Raw genomic sequence first — 19,771 nt, forward strand, 5'->3', positions numbered from 1 at the left:
TTAAAAATTGTCGGGCAGAGCATCCACCAATGAAGGGAAAGCGTGGAAAGGCTCCGTGATCCGAAGCTGCTCCTTGGCAGAAGAAGCGGTATATCCCTTCTTTTCGATCATGCTGCGGTACATGACCATCAAAACCTCATTGACCTCACTAGACGGGGCCGTCTCAAACCCTGTGCAGGGGGTATCTCTATTTTCCGCCGTATCGATCCATATCCGCTGAACAGGGACCGTTTCCTCAATGACCCGAAGCATTGCTCTAATCTGCGGAAGCAGCCCTCCGGCCTCATCAAGCACATCTCTTATCGCGGGGTGGTCGCTGTCTATCCGGTATCGTATACCGCTAGTAAGACGCTCTATCTTCCAGGCTTCGGCAACCTGTTTGTTGCCAAGCAATGTGGGCCTACCCCTGTGAGCAAAGGCTCGACGCGCGCGTCCACGCGTTGCTTCGGCAAGCCGGGTCAGCCAGTCGCGAAGGTAAACAGGGGGCCTGGCGGTGGATTTACGGATATCGATCTTCCAGTCGGCATCAGCCGAGTTGGGTATATCCAGACGAATTCTTGCCAGTCGGTGAGCCTCATCCTTTGTCCAGGATCTACCAGCCCCCAAACCTAGCCAACTACCTGCAACAAGAAGACGCTCATTTCGGTAAACATAAAAACCCTGTTGGGCCGTCCATCCTTCAGGGCCACCCAGCACTTCGAAGTCCTCGCCCGAGAGCATGTCCTTGTGCGGTAGAACATGGCATTCGGCTTCGACTCCCTTGATTGTTGGGTGTTTGAATACCGGAGGGTTGTAAGGCTTTCCCGGATGGTCCGCCATAAATGGATCCCAGGGCTTTACCGGCTGTCCGTTGAGCAGAATTTTGAGACGTGGCCGACTACCTTCCAGATACCTATGGAACACCATTCCAAGATGCTGCTCGACCTTGTCGGCCAAGTTCAGAAAGTCCTGAACAGTGCTTCCAGGAGTAATGATCCGATCAAGCTCCTCCCAGAGGACCAGAGACCCGCAACCTGCTGTAGAAAGTGGTCCCAAATACCCTTCGGAACCAGGATGGGGCCCCTCTAGCAGATGCCAGCCTCCGTCGGAGCTGTTTGCCAAATAGTCAAGATCCCAGCGCAGAGACTGCATGCCTTCCTCACCTACTGTGGCTACGGTAAGCCTGCGGCACTGTGAAAATGATGCTGTCTTGAGGCCCAGCCCGAAACGACCAAGATCGGACTCTGATCTATGCTCCAACGGATTGCGCTCCCCCAGTCTCATAGCAAGATCAAGTCCGGCTGCCGACATTCCGGCTCCATTGTCTTGGCAGGTAATTCGACTTTCTGCTTGAGCCCAGACGAACTCGACTCTGACTTCCGATGCCCCTGCTGCAACGCTGTTATCAATGATGTCAGCCAATGCTGTTTGTGTGTTGTAGCCCAGCCCTCGCAATGCCTCGACCATTGCACTGGCTTTGGGCGGAGCATTTCGACTCTTGAATGAGGGTGACAAAATAACGCTCCTTGTCATGTCTACGATGATTAATTTGACTCTACTTTGAACTATTTCCGTTTCTAACTATGCGGAATACAACATCGGCAATCTGCCAAGCCAAAAACGGCGGAACCGCATTACCCACTTGATGGAACTGCTGTGTTCTATTGCCAAGGAAAAAGTAGTTATCGGGAAAGGTCTGCAGTCGTGCAGCTTCTCGAACAGTCAAACTTCGGCACTGCCGGGGATCGTAATGAATGAAGTAGTGCCCGTCCTTCGCGATATGACTGGTTATTGTCGTAGAGGGAATACCTGCTCTCTGGACACGAAAACGGTCACTGAACTTGCCCGTCGTCCAATTCTTATGATCGGGGGCCAGCCCAGGAAGGTTGAAATGCTGGTGTCCCTTGGGCGAATCACTATAAGTCTCGGCAAAAGCGGCAGCATAAACATACCTGCGCAAATCGGAGCTCATGTGCCCCCTAGCCTCATGATTGAGCCAATACTTCAGTCTCGGATCTTGCAACCAGCTATCAAGAGGGGTTCCCGTCACCCCATTCGAAGTGTTTTTTTTCAGCACCCGCAACCCACCGGAGTTCATATCACGGCTGTCATAACTGCTAGCGAGAATGCCGAGTCTAGCAGCCAGCGCGAGTCTTTCAGGTGTATCACTCACCAACTGAAGGCACTCATGGTTCAGTTCCTTTAAGTGCTGACGCACTATATCCGCCCACGCCTCAGGCGAGTCTTTCATTCGAGTAAGAGTACTGCGTAATGGCGGTAAACAGCCGATTATCTGATCCACCGCCGGCCCAGAAACTGGGGACAGTTTGTGATTGCCAAGCGCATCCAAATACTCCTCGGAAACACCGAGAAGTATCACTCGATGTCTAGCCTGAGGAACTCCATACTCCTCTGCACGAATGATGTAGTTGCTTGGCTCGATGCTGTCAGGATCTGCTCCACTTTCGTAGATATCATCGGCGACAAGAGAACATATTCTGTACTTCGGACCATTACCGCTTTCTCCAAACGCAGCATCTGGGTCAGCTAGGTCACGCAATATCTGAGGGAACATCTGCTCGCCAGCGACCTGTGAAGAAAGAATGCCTTTCACGTTTTCCATCACGAAAACTGCTGGTCTCTTCTTCTGGATGATTCTCAGATACTCACGATACAGAAAATGCCTATGATCATTTTCTGCACGATAATCCACTTTCCCACGGTTTCTGGCTCGACCTACGATTGAGTAGGCTTGACATGGAGGCCCTCCAATTAAAACCCATGGCCTAGTCTCATCGAGACGGTTCGCCAGCATTTTGTCGAGCTTGGTGTTGCCCTCTTCGGTACCAAGTTCCAACAACTGAGCTTCGTTATCGGCATGCCGCCATGCCTCAAGACTCCTGGGTGTATGAGGCTCCGGTACGCCTGCAGTTTCACAAAAGTTGTAGTAATCCTCGAGGGCTTCGGGTTGCCTATTCTTCAGCAGTCGATAGAAGGCCCTGAGGCGGAGAGTAGAACGCGCGGAAACCTCCATTTCGGCTGAGACCTTTATCTCGAAGGTCTCACCATTAGTGTCCGAATGAGAGGAAAAACCCTCCCCAAGACCGCCGGGGCCGGCAAAGAGATCCACAACCTGAATGGGATAGCTACGACTCATGAAACCACGCTGTTTTGAGAAAATACGAAATGGATATCGTTGACCGAGCCACAAGATCCCGCATGATGGCGGGCATAAAGGGCAAAAACACCAAACCCGAGCTGGCTGTCAGGCGCTTTTTGCATGCATATGGCTACCGCTTTCGGCTTCATCGAAAAGACCTGCCAGGGAAACCCGACATAGTACTACCTCGACTAAAAGTATGTATTTTTGTTCACGGATGCTTTTGGCATCGCCACACCGACTGCAAATACGCCGTCCTGCCCAAGACACGCGCCGACTTCTGGACAAAAAAACTGGACTCCAATGTAGATAGAGATCTCAAAGTAGCGCAGGAGTTGGGTAGCGCAGGATGGCGAGTTTTCACCGTATGGGAATGCGAACTCAAAACTCCAGAGACAGTATTGCCTGCATTACTTAAACGTCTAAAAGCGCTTGAGTGACCGTATTTAATTAATAACTTGCTCACAAAGCGTCATCCAGTATGAGCAATAGACCTGAAACCCATGAATAGCACTCCCAACCCCCAGATCCGGTTTTCTTCACATAATTACTTAGAGAACCTAATAGAAGCTTATTAATATCCGTTAGGGGATACCCCAGAACAAGTTCCGCGTGAGCAGCTCGGTCTCCCGGATTATCTGAAAAATATCTCAGTACATCCATCGCTACCGTACCGAGTTTGGCAGTGCGCTCCACAAGAGCAATTTCCGCAGGCGATATTTTAGAGGTAGGTGTGGGAAGGGTTGTTTTTTCAGCCCACAGAGCACTGTCAAAAGGCTCAGCAAGGCTAGGAATCACCGCACCTTTTTCCACAGAAGCATAGGAACCGATAGCACCCTGAACTTGGCTTGCAATAGCCCTCAGCCCAATGTCGTCTATTTCTGGAGTGCGCACTTCATCTGACGCAGTCCAGTTCCAATCCTGCAAGTTATCATCATCAACAACTACCCTGCATTCAAACTCCGAGTCCGAACCATCAACTACCGAGGGCTCGTTAACATTGAGAGCAACCAAACTAGATATCTCATTAGAAAGCAGACGGGCCTGCAACAAACTACTTATTTTTTTCGAATCATGCTTCTCGCATAGAAAATCCACTAACAGTTCTCGGGCCTCATGTTCAAGCCCCATGAATGCCAATGAAGATAGTGCCGATACGACTCCGTTAGGTAGGTTTTCTCCAAACAGCGTGCGAAGAACTGAGAAACACTCTTCCCTCCGAACTGGAAGTGAATCAGGCAACAACCGTTTTACAAGCACTCTCCATTCGGCGAAATCGAGTCGCTTATTATCATCTGCTGTACCACTTTCACTTTCTACGTAAATACAACAGCCCTCCACTAGCCAAAACTGCTCTCTTTAAATGACGACGGGCCAGCCTCTATCCTTTCCGAAAGAGCGTGTATGCAGCCAACCTCCTGCCTACCACACATCACACCTATGGTTTAGCCAGTCGACTAACGACACTAGATAACGTAATGCTGGCCACATGCCGTATCATGCCTAGAAAAATCGCTACCTCCAAGAAGAGTTAAACCGTAGCCACCAACTGTTCAATTTCCGAGCTGATATCAATGCCACATATGGATTGGTGCATGTGTCGCTACTATGGACTGTGCAGATCACCGAACGCACCAGCGGTGTGGAGCGTGGGTTGATTTGGTCAATGGTCCATTCGGTGGAAATGGCTAGAGCGGTGGTGGATTCGTTGCTGGATGCCAATAGGCCTGCGGGCTGAACAATCAGAAGTACGAGAAAGAAGAGCACGGGGTAGAAGCCGATTTACCCCGTGTCTTTTAGGCCGCCTTCGCTGGCAAGCCAGCTCCTACACGGGCTGGCGTCAACCGATGACTACGCGGTGTCACCGCACATTCCGATAAAGCATCAACCGCGCCCCCTCATGCATCCCCCGCGTCAACTCCAACAGCCGTTCAAACTCCTGCGGATGCTCCTGCGCCACATCCTCACGCGGGGTATTCGAAGCCAAATCATGCAACGTCGCGCCACTGCCGTCGTGCTGCATCTGCAACAAAAAGTCCTTGGTCACACCGCCAATCACCGGAAAGGTCCCTTCCCTTAATACCAGCGGCACCACCCGCTTCCCCTCCGGCGCTGGCTGCTGAATGTCCCGCCCCATGGCGCCATGGGTGAAGGGCATCCCGGCCATGCCGGCCACAGTGGGCAGCAGGTCTGCCAGGCCGACGGCTTCTTCGATCACTTTGGGCTGCAACATCCCCGGTGCATGAATCAGCAGCGGTACGTTGCTGCTTTCCAGCCCTAGCTGTTCAAACGCGGGGCCATGTGGGGGATCTGGCTGATGCGGGTGTTGTGGTCGCCGAAGAACACGAAAATCGTGTTGTCGTAGTAGCCGCCCGCCTTGGATATCTCCATCAGGCGGCCGATGTTGAAGTCCAGCCGGCGTTGCCGCCGATCAGGTAGAGCTTGTGGTACTCGATATTGCTTAAGCTCTCTCGATGATCTGCCACTCCCATGGCCGCGTAGTGAGAGCATCCCCTCTCTCCCCTACTCGCCCCCTTTCTTACTCACTACTGAACTCCCAAACCAGTTGGGAAAAGAATATCCTTACGACCTCTTACGCTGTGTCGTACAGCGAATCGGGAAACCTACGGATAGCTCCCGCATGCCCCCTGTACCTACCCGCAATCAATCCAACCCTGCTTGCAGCCGCGACGAACTCGTTCTGGCCCTGAACCTGTGTCTACTTCACCGCAACGGTTTACCCGGTAAGCGCCAACCTGATTTGAAGATGGATACCTGCCCATCGTGACCGCCTGACGCCAATGTTGCTCGCTTGGTGCTCCGGTGCTGGCTTTCCAGCAACCCATTAGAGAAATCCATATGAACCCCAATCCGACAATCGATAACGTATTACGCGTCGCCTTGGTTACAGGATCCACTTCCGGTATCGGCGCAGCCATTGCACATGTACTAAGCCAGGCAGGCTATGCGGTGGTGCTCCATTCGCGAAACTCTGCGGATACGGGACGCGCTATGGCTGCCGAAATGCAGCAGGCGATTTACGTGCAGGCTGATCTTGCTGTCGAAGCTGACAGGGTCAGGCTTATTAACGAGGCGATCGCCGCGTGGGGGCAGCTCGACGTATTGGTCAATAACGCCGGTATTAGCCAAGTTATTCCTCACGGCGACCTTGCCTCGGCCAACTCGACGGTGTGGCACGAACTTAACGAGGTGAATGTCGTGGCGCCGTTCCATCTCGTCACTTTGGCCGAGTTGGCATTGCGCGATGCCGCCCGTTACCGTCGAGCAGGTTGCGTCGTAAATATCAGTTCCCATGCCGGTATCCGTCCTAAGGGCGCATCGATCCCCTATGCGGTCAGTAAAGCCGCGCTTAATCACATGACCCGCTTGCTCGCGTTGTCACTGGGGCCAGATATTCGCGTAAACGCTGTGGCGCCTGGCTTGGTCGACACGCCTATGACCGCAGAGTGGACGGGGGCCCAAGAGCTATGGCGAACTCGCGCCCCGATGCGCAGGGCCGCTAGCCCAGACGACATCGCAAAAGCTGTTGTAATGCTGGTCGAGTCGGACTACTTGACCGGCGAGATACTCCTCTCAGACGGTGGGTTGAATCTGACCTAGGTTTAGCGTGCTCCGGTGTAGCAGGTGAGTAGACGAGTCACTCTGTTTCACCGACTCGCCCAAAGGATGGACACCATAGTTTTCAGAGCGGGCTAGAGGACACCGGCGGGCGGATACCCTATCGATTTAAGTGCGGCGGATGACCCGGGCTTCTTCGAGGCAGAGGAAGGCAAAGCGCTCACCCGGGTGCATCGGGTACGGGAAAGAGACAAGAAAATCGTTAAGCGCAAATCAGAGTGGCTTGTTGGAAGCTTTGGTGGCGATCTTGATGACGCCTTCGCCGGCAGCCGACTCCTACAAACGAAATGACAATCAGGGAGACACCCATGGCCATGCCGGAACGGCTGAAACCAACACCCGCCACGCCGAAAATACGTGCGCTGATGAAGGGCTTGCTGAAGCAGATCCTCGACCGCATCTGGGACAACCAGGAACGGGAAAGCCCCGAGATCAATGCACTGATCCAGCAGTGGAACAGCCACGCCGGCCGGCCTTTCGAGTTCCACGAATTTCGCGATATGCACAGCCATACCAGCGCGGCGAACTTTCTGCGCACGGCCTTTCATCAGGAGCGCTACGTTGACGACCTGAGCTTCGCCGAGGCCTGCGCCCTGGCGGATTTCATCTGCCAGTGCGAGGGCACGGAATCTGATACGGACTACGCCCTGAGCCTGCTGGAAACCAACTTCCCCGAGGCCAATGCCTCGGACCTGATCTTCTGGCCCAACGAGTGGTTTGGCGATCAAGATATGTTGCATATCGAGCTGAGCTCGGCGCAGATCATCGGTTATCTGATGGCGCAGTCTTCGCGGCAACTGCAGGATGCACCGCCGATCACCTTGCCCTACCCCATTCCACCGCAGCCATAGAGGCCTTCGGGCTGGCCAGCTGCATAAGCACCGCCGTGGCCAGCCACAGGTAGGGGCGTCCAGTTCGCCCCTCGTTCAGCCCTGATCGCCGCCGCCCACCGGCAGCACCGTGCCGGTGATATAGGAAGCTTCGTCGGAGGCCAGGAACAGGATCGCCGCCGCCTGCTCGTCAACGCTGCCGTAGCGGTGCATCAGGCTGCTATCCAGGGTCTGGTCGACGATCTGCTGGTACCAGGCCTGCTCTTCGGTACTGGGCTCGGTGCTGTTGCGCGGAATGCGCCGCGGCGGTGCCTCGGTGCCGCCGGGAGCGGTGGCGTTGACCCGCACGCCGCGGCCGGCGGTTTCGAAGGCCAGGCACGCAGTGAGTGCATTGATGCCGCCCTTGGCCGCGCCGTAGGGCACGCGGTTGAGGCTGCGGGTGGCGATGGACGAGACGTTGACGATGGCGCCGCTGCCCTGCTCCAGCATCTGCGGCAAGGCGGCGTGGCAGCACCACAGGGTGGGGAACAATGAGCGACGGACTTCGGCTTCGATCTGCGCGGGCTCGTAGTGTTCGAAGGGCTTGGCCCAGATGGTGCCGCCGACGTTGTTGATGAGGATGTCGAGGCGGCCGACGTGGGCGATGGCCGCCGCCATGATCCGGCTGCATTCGCTGTACTGCTCCAGGTCGGCGGTGAGGGCCAGGACCGGGTAGCGGGGGCTGAGTTCGGCGGCCAGTTCGAAGACCAGTTCGGAGCGGTCCACCAGCACCACGCGGGCGCCCTCTTCGGCCAGGCGTTCGGCAACGCGACGGCCGATGCCCTGGGCGGCGCCGGTGACCAGAGCGACTTGGTTGTGGAAACGGTTCATGGAAACCTCGTGAATGCAAAAAGATAGGGAGAACATCACCCGACGTAGGAGCCGGCTTGCCGGCGAAGAGGCCCTTGAGCCTAGCAGCGCTCTTGTGGACGCCTTCGCTGGCAAGCCAGCTCCTACAGCGCTATGGCTTGCCGTGTGGGATTCCGTAGGAGCCGGCTTGCCGGCGAAGAAGCCCTTGAGCCTAGCAGCGCTCTTGTGGACGCCTTCGCTGGCAAGCCAGCTCCTACAGCAGCGAGGCGCTCTTCAGGCGGCGCTGGCGGCGAATTTCTCGTAGTAGAAGTTCGCCGGGGCGATGCCCTGTTCGCGGATGAACTGGCTCACCGCCTCCACCATTGGCGGCGGCCCGCACAGGTAGACATCCACATCGCCCTGGTTGAGGTGCGCCGGTTCGATGTGCTGGGTCACGTAGCCCTTGCGCGGGTACTGGCTCTCGGGGTTGGCCACGCAGGCGCTGAAGCTGAACTGGGGGATGCGCGCGGCAAAGTCTTCCAGGCGCTCCAGTTCCACCAGGTCGAAATCGTTGGTCACGCCGTAGATCAGATGCAACGGGTGCTCGCTGCCCTGCTCGGCAATCTTCTCCAGCATGGCGGTGAACGGCGCCAGCCCGGTGCCGCCGGCCAGCAACAGCAAGGGCCGGCGGATGTCCCGCAGGTAGAAGCTGCCCAGGGGCCCGGCCAGGGTCATGCTGTCGCCGGCTTTGGCGAGACTGGTGAGGAAGCTGCTCATCAGGCCGCCGGGCACATTGCGGATCAGGAAACTGACTTCGCCATCGCGCTGCAGGGAGCTGAAGGAATAGGCGCGGGTCTGCTCGCTGCCAGGCACGCCAAGGTTGACGTACTGCCCCGGCAGGAACGCCAGCTGGTTCAGGGCCTCGCCCTTGATCGACAGGGCGATGGTGCTGGCGGACAACTGGCGCACCGCGCTGATGCTGGCCTGGAAGGTGGCCTGCCCGGCCCGGCAGACCTGGGACGAGGCCGGCACCCGTACCACGCAATCACCGAGGGCGCGCATCTGGCAGGTGAGGACAAAACCCTGCTCGGCCTCGTCGGCGCTCAGGGCGTCTTCGATGTAGTCCTCCCCCAGCTCGTAGAGCCCCGCCTCGGCAAAACACTTGCAGGTGCCGCAGGCGCCGTCGCGGCAGTCCAGGGGAATATTGATGCCCTGGCGGTAGGCGGCGTCAGCCACGGTTTCGCCCGGGTTGGCGTTGACGAAACGGGTGACGCCGTCTTCGAAATTGAGTGCGATTTGATGGCTCATGGCAGTCGCCTCAGAGGTGGTAGATATCGACGACCTGGCGAACGTAGTCGTTCTTCAGGATGACTTTCTTGGCCAGGATCAGCGGGTTTTCGCCCCGCAGGTCGAGGGTGTAGAAGCTGCAGCCGAAGTAGCTGTCCACGGTCTTGTAGCGAAAGCTCAGCGTGTGCCAGTTGAAGCGCAGCTTGCACTGGCCGTCGCCCTGCTCCAGCAGCTCGATATTGCTCAGGTTGTGGGAGGTGCGGGTGTCGGGAATGCTGGCGCTGGAGCGCTCGGTCTTGATGCGGAACACCCGGTCTTCCAGGCCGCTGCGGTTGCCGTACCAGATCAGCGAGATTTCCCGCTGCGGGTCTTCGGTCAACTGGTCGCTGTCGTCCCAGGAGGGCATCCAGAAGGTGGCGTCCGGGGCGTAGAGTTCCAGCCAGCTGTCCCAGTCCTTGTCGTCCAGGTAGCGGGCTTCGCGGTACAGGAAATCGCGCACGGCGTCGTAGGAAATGGTCATTGCACGGCCTCCACGTCGATCCGGCGAGAGGCTTCAAGCTCCAGAGCCGCGAGCATGGTTTGCTGCCAGTACTTGTGCTGCATCACGAACAGGCCCTCGTCCTCGGTGCGCACGCCGCTGAGGATCGGTTGCAGGTCGATTTCTTTCGCTGCGTCGTCCGCCCCCTGGACCCAATGCTCGGCGCCGCGGGACATGTCGTTCCAGGCCGTGATGCTGCCCTGGTAGCCGAGCTGGCAGGAGCGGAATTCCTCCAGGTCGTCGGGGGTGGCCATGCCGCTGACGTTGAAGAAGTCTTCGTACTGGCGGATGCGCCGGGCCCGGGCTTCGTCGCTCTCGCCCTTGGGGGCGATGCAGTAGATGGTGATTTCGGTGCGGTCCACGGAGATCGGCCGGGCGATGCGGATCTGCGAGCTGAACTGGTCCATCAGGTAGAGGTTCGGATACAGGCACAGGTTGCGCGAGTTCTCGATCATCCAGTCGGCGCGGGCCTGGCCAAAGTCCTGGGCCAGTTCGTCGCGGCGCTCGTAGAGCGGGCGGTCTTCGGGGTTGGACCAGCGGGTCCAGAGCAGCATGTGGCCCTTGTCGAACGAGTAGAAACCGCCGCCCTGCTTGGCCCAGGTGCCGGCGCTCATGGTGCGGATGTCTTCCCCGGCCTCGCGCTGCTTGCGCTGGTTCTGGGTGGCGGCGTAGTTCCAGTGCACCGAGCTGACGTGGTAGCCGTCGGCGCCGTTCTCGGCGGTGAGCTTCCAGTTGCCTTCGTAGATGTAGCTGGAAGAGCCGCGCAGCACTTCCAGGCCGTCGGCGGACTGGTCGACGATCATGTCGATGATCTTCGCCGACTCCCCCAGGTGCTCCACCAGGGGCAGCACGTCGGGGTTGAGGCTGCCGAACAAGAAGCCACGGTAGGACTCGAAGCGCGCGACGCGGGTCAGGTCGTGGGAGCCTTCGCAGTTGAAGCTGGCCGGGTAGCCGGCGGCGGCCGGGTCCTTGACCTTGAGCAGCTTGCCGGTGTTGTTGAAGGTCCAGCCGTGGAACGGGCAGGTGAAGGAAGCCTTGTTGCCGGTCTTGTGCCGGCAGAGCATGGCGCCGCGATGGCTGCAGGCGTTGATGAAGGCATTGAGCTCGCCGTTCTTGTTGCGCGCGATGAACACCGGCTGCCGGCCCATGGTGGTGCTGTAGTAGTCGTTGGGATTGGGGATCTGGCTTTCGTGGGCCAGGTACAGCCAGTTGCCTTCGAAGATGTGCTGCATCTCCAGGTCGAACAGCCGGGGGTCGGTGAACATCTCCCGCTTGCAGCGGTAGACGCCCTGGTCGGGGTCTTCTTCAAGCAGGGAATGCAGGTATTCGGGTCGCAGGGACATGGCCGCCGCCTCCATTGTTTTTATTCAGGCAGGGCCATGCTAGGGCGGGCTTGGAACGGGCAATAGCCAATGCCTGCAGACCTGTATCCGTTTTCTGCAAAAGCGCCGACGTGGCCTGTGTAGGAGCCGGCTTGCCGGCGAAAAGGCCCTTGGATGGGGTGCTGAGCCTGCAGGCCTCTTCGCTGGCAAGCCAGCTCCTACAAGAGGCCGATGCCTGAGGATCAGTGCCGACGCTTGAGGGTGTCGGAGGGCAGTTCGCCGTATTGCTGGCGGTAGCTTTGGGCAAAACGCCCAAGGTGCAGGAAGCCGAAATCCAGGGCCAGTTCGGTGACGTTGCGCACCGGGCTGTGCGGGTCGCTGAGGCAGGCGTGCACCCGTTGCAGTTTCTGCTGGCGGATGTAGTTCTTCGGCGTGGTGCGGGCGTTGCGCTCGAACAGCGCGTACAACGAGCGCAGGCTCATGCGCGCCTGTTGCGCCAGTTCTTCGCAGCCGATGTCGTGCTTGAGGTTGCGTTCGATGTAGTCGGCAATCCGTTCGAAGGTCGCCGCCGAGGCGCCCAGGGCACCGCGCTGCACGTTGGTCTGCATCAGCCCCAGCAGTTTGCCCACCAGGATGTGCGCGTAGTGCTCCTGGACCTTGGGCATGCTTTCCAGGGCTTCGGCTTCCTGGCACAGCAGGCTCAGCAAGGGCACGAAGCCTTCCAGTTCCTGCAGTTGGTAGCGCTGGCGCAGAAAGCGCACGCCCTGCCCCGGGTACTGCCAGCGCTGTTCCTGGCAGGCGTTTTCCAGCAGGCGGGTGGGAATCTTGATGATGAATTTTTCGCAGTCGTCGGAATAGGTCAGGTCCACCGGGTCGTCGGGGTTGATCAGCAGCAGTTCCCCGGGGCGAAGTAGTGCTCCTGGCCCGGGCCACGCCACCGGCAGTGGCCCCGCAGCAGTACTTGCAGGTGGTAGATGCTTTCCAGGGCCGGCGAGGTGACGCGCACGCTGGCGCCGTAGCTGATGCTGCACAAATCCAGGCTGGCCAGGGCCCGGTGCTGCAGGCTGGCCTGGGGATGGCCGGCCCGGGGCAGGCGGATGCAGTGGCTGCCCACGTGCTGGTTGACGTAACCGGATACGGCATAGGGATCGGCTTGAACAAACACGCTGCTGCGCTCACTCAACAGATGCATCTGCATGATCGGGTCACTCTGATGGTTCTTATTGGGTCTGCGCTTCAGGCACGCAGCGCAGTCTCGTCAGGCCCGGCATAACGGCAAAAGCCACGGGCACCTGGGTCGGTGCTCCGTGGCCGGGCCAGGCACGGTCGGCGCTTCAATCCTCCAGGGCGCGGACCCGCTCGTGGCGCTGCTGCTCTTGCGGCTGGGCCGAAGACTGCAGGGTGAAGTCGAACTCGATCTCGGCAAAGCGCCCGCTGACCCCCAAGGCCTTGGCCCGAGCCTGGTCTTCGCTGAAGGTGATCTGGGCGATCAGTTCGTCGCGAGTGGCGTAGGCAAAATCGTCGTGCAGGTACTGGTCGCCATCCAGGTTGATCTGGGTGGTCAGGTGGCGATGGTCATCGGCGGAGATGAAGAAGTGGATGTGCGCCGGGCGCTGGCCGTGGCGGCCCAGTTGGTCCAGCAGTTGCTGGGTCGGGCCATCCGGCGGGCAGCCGTAGCCGGACGGCACGATGCTGCGAAAGCGGTAGCGGCCCTCGGCGTCGGTGACGATGCGCCGGCGCAGGTTGAACTCCGACTGGCTGCCGTCGAAGTAGGAATAGGTGCCGCCGGTGTTGGCGTGCCAGACATCGACGATGGCCCCGGCCAGTGGCTCGCCGGCGGTGTTGCGGACCTGCCCCTGCATGAACAGCACCACCCCCGGGTCGACGCCGTCGTCCAGGCGCGCTTCGCCCTGGCTCAGCGGTGCACCGGCCACGTACAGCGGGCCTTCGATGGTGCGCGGGGTGCCGCCGGTTTTGCCCACCTGTTCGTCGGCGGCGTCCATCAGCAGGTCCAGGTAATGCTCCAGGCCCAGGCCCGCGGCCAGTAGCCCGGCTTCCTGGCGGGCGCCGAGAACGTTGAGGTAATTGACGGCCTTCCAGAACTCTTCCGGGGTGATCTCCAGGTCTTCGATGATGTTCACCGAATCCCGCAGGATGCGGTAGATGATGGCCTTGGCCCGGGGGTTGCCGCCCTCGGTGAACTGGCCGCTGGCTTCTTCAAGAAACTGCTGGGCGCTGGCAGTGTGGGAAATTCTGACGTTCATGATTAATCCTCATCTTGTATTTATTAGAGTGGTGAACGGGCTGGCACGGGCTCAGCGGTCATCCTCATGAATGGACGAAGGATGCCTGCACATGGCGTCAACTTCGATGGCCATGTAGGGGTACAGCGGCAATTGCATCAGGGTGTCGTGCAATTCCTGCACGCTGTCGACGTCGAACACGCTGTAGTTGGCGTACAGCCCGGCGATGCGCCACAGGTGGCGCCACTTGCCTTCGGCCTGCAGGCGTTGGGCCAGGGCCTTTTCGTCGGCTTTCAGCTGCGCGGCGCGCTCGGGGTTCATGTCGACCGGCAGGTTCACGGTCATTTTCACGTGGAATAGCATGCAGCCCTCCTCAGGTGTGATGCAGCACGGGGGTGGTTTTGTCGCGACGGAAGAACGCCAGGCGCTCTTCGTCCAGGCTCAGGCCAAGGCCCGGTGCCTTTGAGACATGCAGGTGGAAATCCCGGTACACCGGCGGCTCGGCGAGGATGTCCTCGGTCAGCAGCAGCGGGCCGAACAGTTCGGTGTCCCAGCTCAGTTTGTTCAGGGTCAGGAAGGCGTGGGCCGAGGCCAGGGTGCCGATGCCGCCCTCGAGCATGGTGCCGCCGTATAGGCCGATGCCTGCTGCCTCGGCAATTGCCGCGGTGCGCAGGGTGGCGCGGGGGCCGCCGTTCTTGGCGATCTTCAGCGCGAACACCGAGGCCGCCCCTTCCCGGGCCAGGTTGAAGGCGTCTTCCACGCACTCGATGGATTCGTCGGCCATGATCGGCGCCGGGCTGCTGGCATTCAGGCGCACCATGCCGGCGCGGTTGTTGCGCGAAATCGGTTGTTCGATCAGGTCGATGCCATTGCCGCCGAGGATGCGGCAGGCGCGCAGGGCCACGGCTTCGTCCCAGGCCTGGTTGACGTCGACCCGCACGCTGGCGCTGTCGCCCAGGGCCTTCTTGATGGCGATCACGTGGGCCAGGTCGCGGTCCACTTCACCGGCGCCGATCTTCAGCTTGAAGATGCGGTGGCGGCGCAGGTCGAGCATCTTCTGCGCTTCGGCGATGTCCTTGGCGGTGTCGCCGCTGGCCAGGGTCCAGGCCACCGGCAGCGCATCGCGCACCCGGCCGCCCAGCAGTTCGCTGACCGGCAGCCCGAGGCGCTTGCCCTGTGCGTCGAGCAAGGCGCTTTCGATACCGGATTTGGCGAAGGTGTTGCCGCGGATGCTCTGCTCCAGGCGCAGCATGGCGGCGTTGATGTTGCTGGCGTCCTGGCCGATCAGCAGCGGCGCGACGAAACGGTCGATATTGGTCTTGATGCTATCCGGGCTTTCATTGCCATAGGCCAGGCCACCGATGGTGGTGGATTCCCCCAGGCCTTCGATGCCGTCGGCGCAGCGCAGGCGGATCAGCACCAGGGTCTGGTTCTGCATGGTGTGCATGGCCAGCTTGTGGGGGCGGATGGTCGGCAGATCGACGATGATCGTCTCGATCGATTCAATGGCAGAAGCGTGCATTTCCATACCCATCAGGTTCTTGAAGTTCTGCCAGCGATTCTGTCCCGGCTTTTTCCGGGGTTCCAATATAGAATTGGTCTGGCTTGATACCTTTAAGGTATGCACTTAACCACTGGGGAGCTGTCATGGAACTGCGTCATCTGCGCTATTTCCAGGTGCTGGGGGAAACACTCAACTTCACCCGCGCCGCCGAGCGCCTGCACATCGCCCAGCCGCCGTTGAGCCGGCAGATCCAGCAACTGGAAGACGAGTTGGGGGTGCTGCTGCTGGAGCGTGGCCGACCGCTGCGCCTGACCGCCGCCGGGCGGTTTTTCTACGAGCATTCCAACCGGGTACTGGAGCAGTTGGGCAAGGTCTGCGACAACACCCGCCGCATCGGCCTGGGGCACAAGACCTGGCTGGGCATCGGCTTTGCCCCCTCGACCCTGTACGGCGTGCTGCCGCAACTGATCCGCCGCCTGCGCAGCAACGGCACCCTGGAACTGGAACTGGGCCTGTCGGAGATGACTACCCTGCAGCAGGTGGAAGCCTTGAAGGCCGGGCGCATCGATATCGGCTTCGGGCGTATCCATATCGACGACCCGGCCATCGTGCAGAAGGTGCTGACCGAAGACCGCCTGGTGGTCGCCCTGCCCGCCGGCCACCCGCTGCTGGGGCAACCGGTAAGCCTGGCGCAACTGGCGGACGAGCCTTTCGTGCTGTACCCGGCCAACCCGCGCCCGAGCTACGCCGACCATGTGATCGCGCTGTTCAGTGCCCGCGGCCTGAACCTGAAGATCGCCCAGTGGACCAATGAACTGCAGACCGCCATCGGCCTGGTGGGCGCCGGCATCGGCATTACCCTGGTACCGGCCTCGGTGCAGGTGCTGCACCGTGACGACATCGGCTTCTGCCCGCTACTGGAGGCCGAGGCCACCTCGCCGATCATCCTCAGCCGCCGCATCGGCGAGCCCTCGCCGGGCCTCACCCACTGCCTGCACTTGATCGCCCAGTTGCGCAGCGAGATCGGCCGCGAACACCCCATCGTCAGCTGAAAGCACAACCGCCGGCCCCATCGAAAGACGGGCACCGGCGGCTCTCTTGCAGCTTGGAACGGGCGGCTGCCCTTAGAAGGTCAGGCCTACCTTGAAGCCATACTCGTTACGCTTGAGCTTGGTGTTGTCAGCCACAGGCGTATCTTCGTCCAGCTTGTACTCGGTGCGGGTGTAATAGACCCCGGCCATGACCGGCAGCGAGCCGTTCTGGTTCATCAAGAAATTCACCTCGGCGTAAGGGTTGGTGCGGTCCTTGAGGTCCACGGTGTCGCTGCCGACGTCATCCACCTTGAGCCGCGCCTTGCCGTTGATGGTGTGTCGCGCGCCCAGCTCGACGCGCATGGTCAGGTCGTCGAACTGGTGGTTGTAGCCCAGGGCGGCCTTGGCGAAGGGCGACTTGTTGGTGAGCTTCATGTCGTAGTCGCCGGTGTCCGGCTCGTAGCGGGTCCAGGTGTAGCCACCCCCCACCAGCACATCGACAAAGTTGCGTGCGTCCAGGGCGGCGCGCCAGCCCAGGTCGAGGTCGGCCTGGCCTTCCTTGAGCTTGTTGTCGTGCTTCTTGCCGAACTTGGCCTCGACCCCGGCCTGGTAGATCAGGCCCGATTCGGCGGTCATCTTGTTGCCGAAGTTGTAGAACACACCCCCTTCACCCAGGTGCTCCTTGTCGCTTTCACTACCGCCTTCGAGCTTGAAGTCGTTGTAGCTACCGAGGATACCCAGGGTGGAAATCGGCCCGGTGGCCGGGGCGGCCATGGCGCTGCTGGAAAGGGCCAGCAAGGTGGCTGCAGAGGTGCTGGCCAGAAGGGTTGCGAATACCTTTGACATCGTGTGTAGATCTCCCTGTTTGAATAAGGCAAATGCTGCAGGAGCCTTTTCGAGGGAAGTCGAAAGCAAAAGGTTCTAATTATTTTTCACGTTTTTTTCACATCCCTGTGAAGCCTCGCCCCCGCAGAGGCTTTAGGCCTTACAATAGGGCGCTCAATACAGGGCGTAGTCTTTGGGGCAGTGCATGGAAGTATCGAGAGCCGGCCTGATCGTCCGGCGCATTCTGGCTTATCTGGTCGACTGCCTGCTGGTACTGCTGCTGTGGTTTGTCCTGTGCCGACTGGCCGAACGCCTCCAATACCCGGATATGGAGCAATTCTCCACCTGGTGCCTGCTGGCCACCTGGTGCCTGTATTTTCCCCTCAACGAATACCTGTGGCGTGGCTACACCGCCGGCAAGGCCCTTTGCGGCCTGCAAGTGATCAATGGCATCGGCCAGCCCCCCTCGCTGTTGCAGGTATTGATCCGCTCGGCGACCCGCCCCTTCGAAGCGGCCATCAGCCCGGTGACCCTGCTGATCTGCTGCGAATCAAGCCGCGGCCAGCGCATCGGCGACCGGCTGGCGCGCACCTATGTCATCCCGTGCAAGGATCTGGCGCGGCTGCGTGGCTTGATGGTCGCTCAGCCGAACCTGCCTTGAGCATCCGGCCGTAACCCATTCAGTCTTGCGCCCTGGCGTGGCGCTTTTTCCGGGAGTCTTCATGGCAATCGATCAACACCCGCATGAACAGGCCTTGGTCACGTTCCTCGAACAGCGCCCCGAGCTGCGCGAACAGCTGGACAACCTCAACCCCCTGGAAGCCCGGGCCCGGGGCGAAACCCCGGCGCAGTATCGCGCCGAGCGCCTGCATGAAGCCTTCGAGGCCGAAGCCGAACGCCTGGGGCTGTTCGCCTGGGAACTGAGCCTGCAACTGACCGCTGCCAGCCCCGAGGAATTCCACGTCCAGCGCCTTGAGGTGCACCGGGAAGTGGCGGAGATGGCCGGCATGCCGTGGGACGAGTACTGCACCCTGCACCACCTTGACCCTCGGCCTTGACCCGCACGCGCCCCTCGCAGTCCCTGTTCAGGAGAACCGACGATGTTGCCTTCGACTTCCACGCAATCGGCCAGCGCAGCCCTGCAGCACACGCAGAAATGGCGCGGGCGGGTCGGCCTCGGGCTGGTGGCCTGCCTTTCGGTGCTGGCGGGGATGACCGACGCCATCGGCTTCATGGCCACCGGGGATTTCGTTTCCTTCATGAGCGGCAACACCACGCGCATGGCCGTGGCCATCAGCGATGGCGAACCGGGCCTGGTGCTGCGCCTGCTGCTCCTGGTAGCGACCTTTATCGTCGGTAACGCCCTGGGCGTGGTGGTCAGCCGCCTTGCCGGGCACCGTGCCCTGCCCTTGCTGCTGAGCATCGGCGCGTTGCTCTGCGCCTCTGCTGCCTGGCCTTTCGAGCAGCAACTGCCGGCCCTGCTGGCGGCCATCATTGCCATGGGCATGCTCAACGCCGCGGTGGAGGAAGTGAACGGCCTGCCCATCGGCCTGACCTACGTCACCGGCGCCCTCTCACGCTTTGGCCGCGGCCTGGGGCGCTGGATGCTCGGCGACCGGCGCAACGGCTGGCGGGTGCAACTGGTGCCCTGGAGCGGCATGTTCGCCGGGGCGGTGCTGGGCGCCTTGCTGGAACAGCACCTGGGGCTCAAGGCACTGTATGTCAGCGGGTTGTTTGCCGTGCTGCTGGGTGTGGCGTCATTGAAGATCCCCCGCCGCTGGCAACTGGGCTACAAGAACCGCTGACATTGAGCATGGCTATCAGCTGAACAGGCCGCCGCTGTCGGTATCGATCACGATCGACGACAGGCTGATATGCCGCGGCCGGGTCAGGGCGAAGATCACGGCCTCCACCACATCACGGTTGGTGCCCTGCTCGCCCTTCTGCCGCGCCGGAATCTGCTGCCAGGCCTCATCCAGCGGCGAGACATCTTCCAGGTACGGCGGGTGCACGCACAGCGAGCGCACCGGCGTGCCCCGGAGCATTTGCCGCAAGCCATCGGCCAGGGCCAGCTGCCCGTGCTTGGCCGCGTAGAACGGCAGCGACACGCTATGCAGCGGTGCATTGGGCAAGCCGCTGATGGAGCCGATGGTGACGATGTCCGGGCGCTTGGAAGCCTTGAGCACCGGCAGCAGGCCCTGGGTCAGGAGGAAGGTGCCGCTCAGTGCGGCGTCGATCACCCCGGTGACTTCAGCGGCGCTGTGGGGCTGCTCGCTGGCCTCCAGCCACATGGCGCCGTTGTTGATCAGGATGTCCACTTGCGGGTGGCGGACGTGGATCTCAGCCAGGGCGGCCTTGACGCTGTCGCTGCTGGCCAGGTCCACCACCACCTGATCGGCGGGGCTGCCGGTACGCGACTCGATGGCCGCGCTGACCTGCGCCAGGGCCTCGGGGTTGCGCCCACAGAGAATCAGCTTGCAGCCCTGGTCCGCCAGGCTGATGGCCAGCGCGGCCCCCAAGCCTCTTCCGGCCCCCGTGACCACTACCACCGCCGAATTCAGATCCATTATCCCTTGCTCCTTGTC

19 protein-coding genes and 2 pseudogenes are annotated in these 19,771 nt (G+C 60.3%); 7 read left to right on the forward strand and 14 right to left on the reverse strand.

Going from position 1 to position 19,771, the window contains the following annotated elements; genetic code table 11:
- Together KI242_RS19865 and dcm are read right to left on the reverse strand one after the other, a co-directional pair.
- Positions 1-1,446, reverse strand: a complete 1,446-nt coding sequence (locus KI242_RS19865) for an ATP-binding protein (protein WP_212806392.1) — start codon at positions 1,444-1,446, stop codon at positions 1-3.
- 88 nt (positions 1,447-1,534) lie between these two features.
- Positions 1,535-3,136, reverse strand: a complete 1,602-nt coding sequence (gene dcm, locus KI242_RS19870; RefSeq protein WP_212805474.1) for a DNA (cytosine-5-)-methyltransferase — start codon at positions 3,134-3,136, stop codon at positions 1,535-1,537.
- A 29-nt stretch (positions 3,137-3,165) separates the two neighbouring features.
- Between dcm and KI242_RS19875 the strand changes: the two genes are divergently transcribed.
- The gene (locus KI242_RS19875) at positions 3,166-3,579 is read left to right on the forward strand and encodes a very short patch repair endonuclease (RefSeq protein ID WP_212805475.1); all 414 of its coding nucleotides are present in this window, start codon (positions 3,166-3,168) and stop codon (positions 3,577-3,579) included.
- A gap of 22 nt (positions 3,580-3,601) precedes the next feature.
- On the opposite strand, the gene KI242_RS19880 is transcribed toward KI242_RS19875, so the two are convergent.
- Positions 3,602-4,237 (reverse strand): hypothetical protein, encoded by a 636-nt coding sequence (locus KI242_RS19880; RefSeq protein ID WP_212805476.1) that lies wholly within the window; start codon positions 4,235-4,237, stop codon positions 3,602-3,604.
- Between the two features lie 763 nt (positions 4,238-5,000).
- Positions 5,001-5,554, reverse strand: a pseudogene (locus KI242_RS19885) (sulfatase-like hydrolase/transferase); the annotation flags it as partial.
- Between the two features lie 444 nt (positions 5,555-5,998).
- Between KI242_RS19885 and KI242_RS19890 the strand changes: the two are divergent.
- Together KI242_RS19890 and KI242_RS19895 are read left to right on the forward strand one after the other, a co-directional pair.
- The gene (locus KI242_RS19890; protein WP_169893182.1) at positions 5,999-6,760 is read left to right on the forward strand and encodes an SDR family oxidoreductase; all 762 of its coding nucleotides are present in this window, start codon (positions 5,999-6,001) and stop codon (positions 6,758-6,760) included.
- Positions 6,761-7,086: 326 nt separating this feature from the next.
- The gene (locus KI242_RS19895) at positions 7,087-7,629 is read left to right on the forward strand and encodes a hypothetical protein (RefSeq protein WP_015636266.1); all 543 of its coding nucleotides are present in this window, start codon (positions 7,087-7,089) and stop codon (positions 7,627-7,629) included.
- 75 nt (positions 7,630-7,704) lie between these two features.
- Here the strand turns inward: KI242_RS19895 and KI242_RS19900 are convergent, their stop codons facing one another.
- The 8 genes and pseudogenes from KI242_RS19900 to KI242_RS19935 form a co-directional block, all read right to left on the reverse strand.
- Complete coding sequence (locus tag KI242_RS19900; protein WP_169893184.1) at positions 7,705-8,478, reverse strand: 1,6-dihydroxycyclohexa-2,4-diene-1-carboxylate dehydrogenase; 774 nt, start codon at positions 8,476-8,478, stop codon at positions 7,705-7,707.
- Positions 8,479-8,730: 252 nt separating this feature from the next.
- Positions 8,731-9,744 carry a benzoate 1,2-dioxygenase electron transfer component BenC gene (gene benC, locus KI242_RS19905; protein ID WP_041119025.1) on the reverse strand — a complete coding sequence of 338 codons (1,014 nt, stop codon included), beginning with the start codon at positions 9,742-9,744 and terminating at the stop codon, positions 8,731-8,733.
- 10 nt (positions 9,745-9,754) lie between these two features.
- Positions 9,755-10,243, reverse strand: a complete 489-nt coding sequence (benB, locus tag KI242_RS19910; RefSeq protein WP_011062145.1) for a benzoate 1,2-dioxygenase small subunit — start codon at positions 10,241-10,243, stop codon at positions 9,755-9,757.
- A complete protein-coding gene (benA, locus tag KI242_RS19915) occupies positions 10,240-11,604 on the reverse strand; it encodes a benzoate 1,2-dioxygenase large subunit (RefSeq protein ID WP_123430485.1) in 1,365 nt (454 codons plus the stop codon). The genes benB and benA overlap by 4 nt, the downstream gene beginning before the upstream one ends.
- Before the next feature lie 221 nt (positions 11,605-11,825).
- Positions 11,826-12,781, reverse strand: a pseudogene (locus KI242_RS19920) (AraC family transcriptional regulator).
- Between the two features lie 136 nt (positions 12,782-12,917).
- Positions 12,918-13,847 (reverse strand): catechol 1,2-dioxygenase, encoded by a 930-nt coding sequence (catA, locus tag KI242_RS19925; protein ID WP_011062148.1) that lies wholly within the window; start codon positions 13,845-13,847, stop codon positions 12,918-12,920.
- 51 nt (positions 13,848-13,898) lie between these two features.
- On the reverse strand, positions 13,899-14,189 hold the full coding sequence (gene catC, locus KI242_RS19930; protein WP_011062149.1) for a muconolactone Delta-isomerase: 291 nt from the start codon (positions 14,187-14,189) through the stop codon (positions 13,899-13,901).
- A gap of 10 nt (positions 14,190-14,199) precedes the next feature.
- Positions 14,200-15,348 (reverse strand): muconate cycloisomerase family protein, encoded by a 1,149-nt coding sequence (locus KI242_RS19935; RefSeq protein ID WP_011062150.1) that lies wholly within the window; start codon positions 15,346-15,348, stop codon positions 14,200-14,202.
- Between the two features lie 125 nt (positions 15,349-15,473).
- Here KI242_RS19935 and KI242_RS19940 point away from each other — a divergent pair, with 125 nt between their 5' ends.
- Positions 15,474-16,382, forward strand: a complete 909-nt coding sequence (locus KI242_RS19940; protein WP_011062151.1) for a LysR family transcriptional regulator — start codon at positions 15,474-15,476, stop codon at positions 16,380-16,382.
- Between the two features lie 72 nt (positions 16,383-16,454).
- On the opposite strand, the gene KI242_RS19945 is transcribed toward KI242_RS19940, so the two are convergent.
- Entirely contained in the window at positions 16,455-17,207 is a 753-nt protein-coding gene (locus KI242_RS19945) for an outer membrane beta-barrel protein (RefSeq protein ID WP_011062152.1), read from the reverse strand.
- A 184-nt stretch (positions 17,208-17,391) separates the two neighbouring features.
- Between KI242_RS19945 and KI242_RS19950 the strand changes: the two genes are divergently transcribed.
- The 3 genes from KI242_RS19950 to KI242_RS19960 all read left to right on the forward strand — a co-directional run bounded on the left by KI242_RS19950 (position 17,392) and on the right by KI242_RS19960 (position 18,991).
- A complete protein-coding gene (locus KI242_RS19950) occupies positions 17,392-17,847 on the forward strand; it encodes an RDD family protein (protein WP_212805477.1) in 456 nt (151 codons plus the stop codon).
- A gap of 61 nt (positions 17,848-17,908) precedes the next feature.
- Complete coding sequence (locus KI242_RS19955; RefSeq protein WP_015636275.1) at positions 17,909-18,244, forward strand: DUF6388 family protein; 336 nt, start codon at positions 17,909-17,911, stop codon at positions 18,242-18,244.
- A gap of 42 nt (positions 18,245-18,286) precedes the next feature.
- Entirely contained in the window at positions 18,287-18,991 is a 705-nt protein-coding gene (locus tag KI242_RS19960) for a YoaK family protein (protein ID WP_011062155.1), read from the forward strand.
- Between the two features lie 15 nt (positions 18,992-19,006).
- Here KI242_RS19960 and KI242_RS19965 read toward each other — a convergent pair whose 3' ends face one another.
- The gene (locus tag KI242_RS19965; RefSeq protein WP_220803054.1) at positions 19,007-19,753 is read right to left on the reverse strand and encodes an SDR family oxidoreductase; all 747 of its coding nucleotides are present in this window, start codon (positions 19,751-19,753) and stop codon (positions 19,007-19,009) included.
- Between the last annotated feature and the right edge of the window lie 18 nt (positions 19,754-19,771).

This window comes from Pseudomonas sp. Eqa60 (genome assembly GCF_018326405.1).
Lineage (GTDB): Bacteria > Pseudomonadota > Gammaproteobacteria > Pseudomonadales > Pseudomonadaceae > Aquipseudomonas > Aquipseudomonas protegens.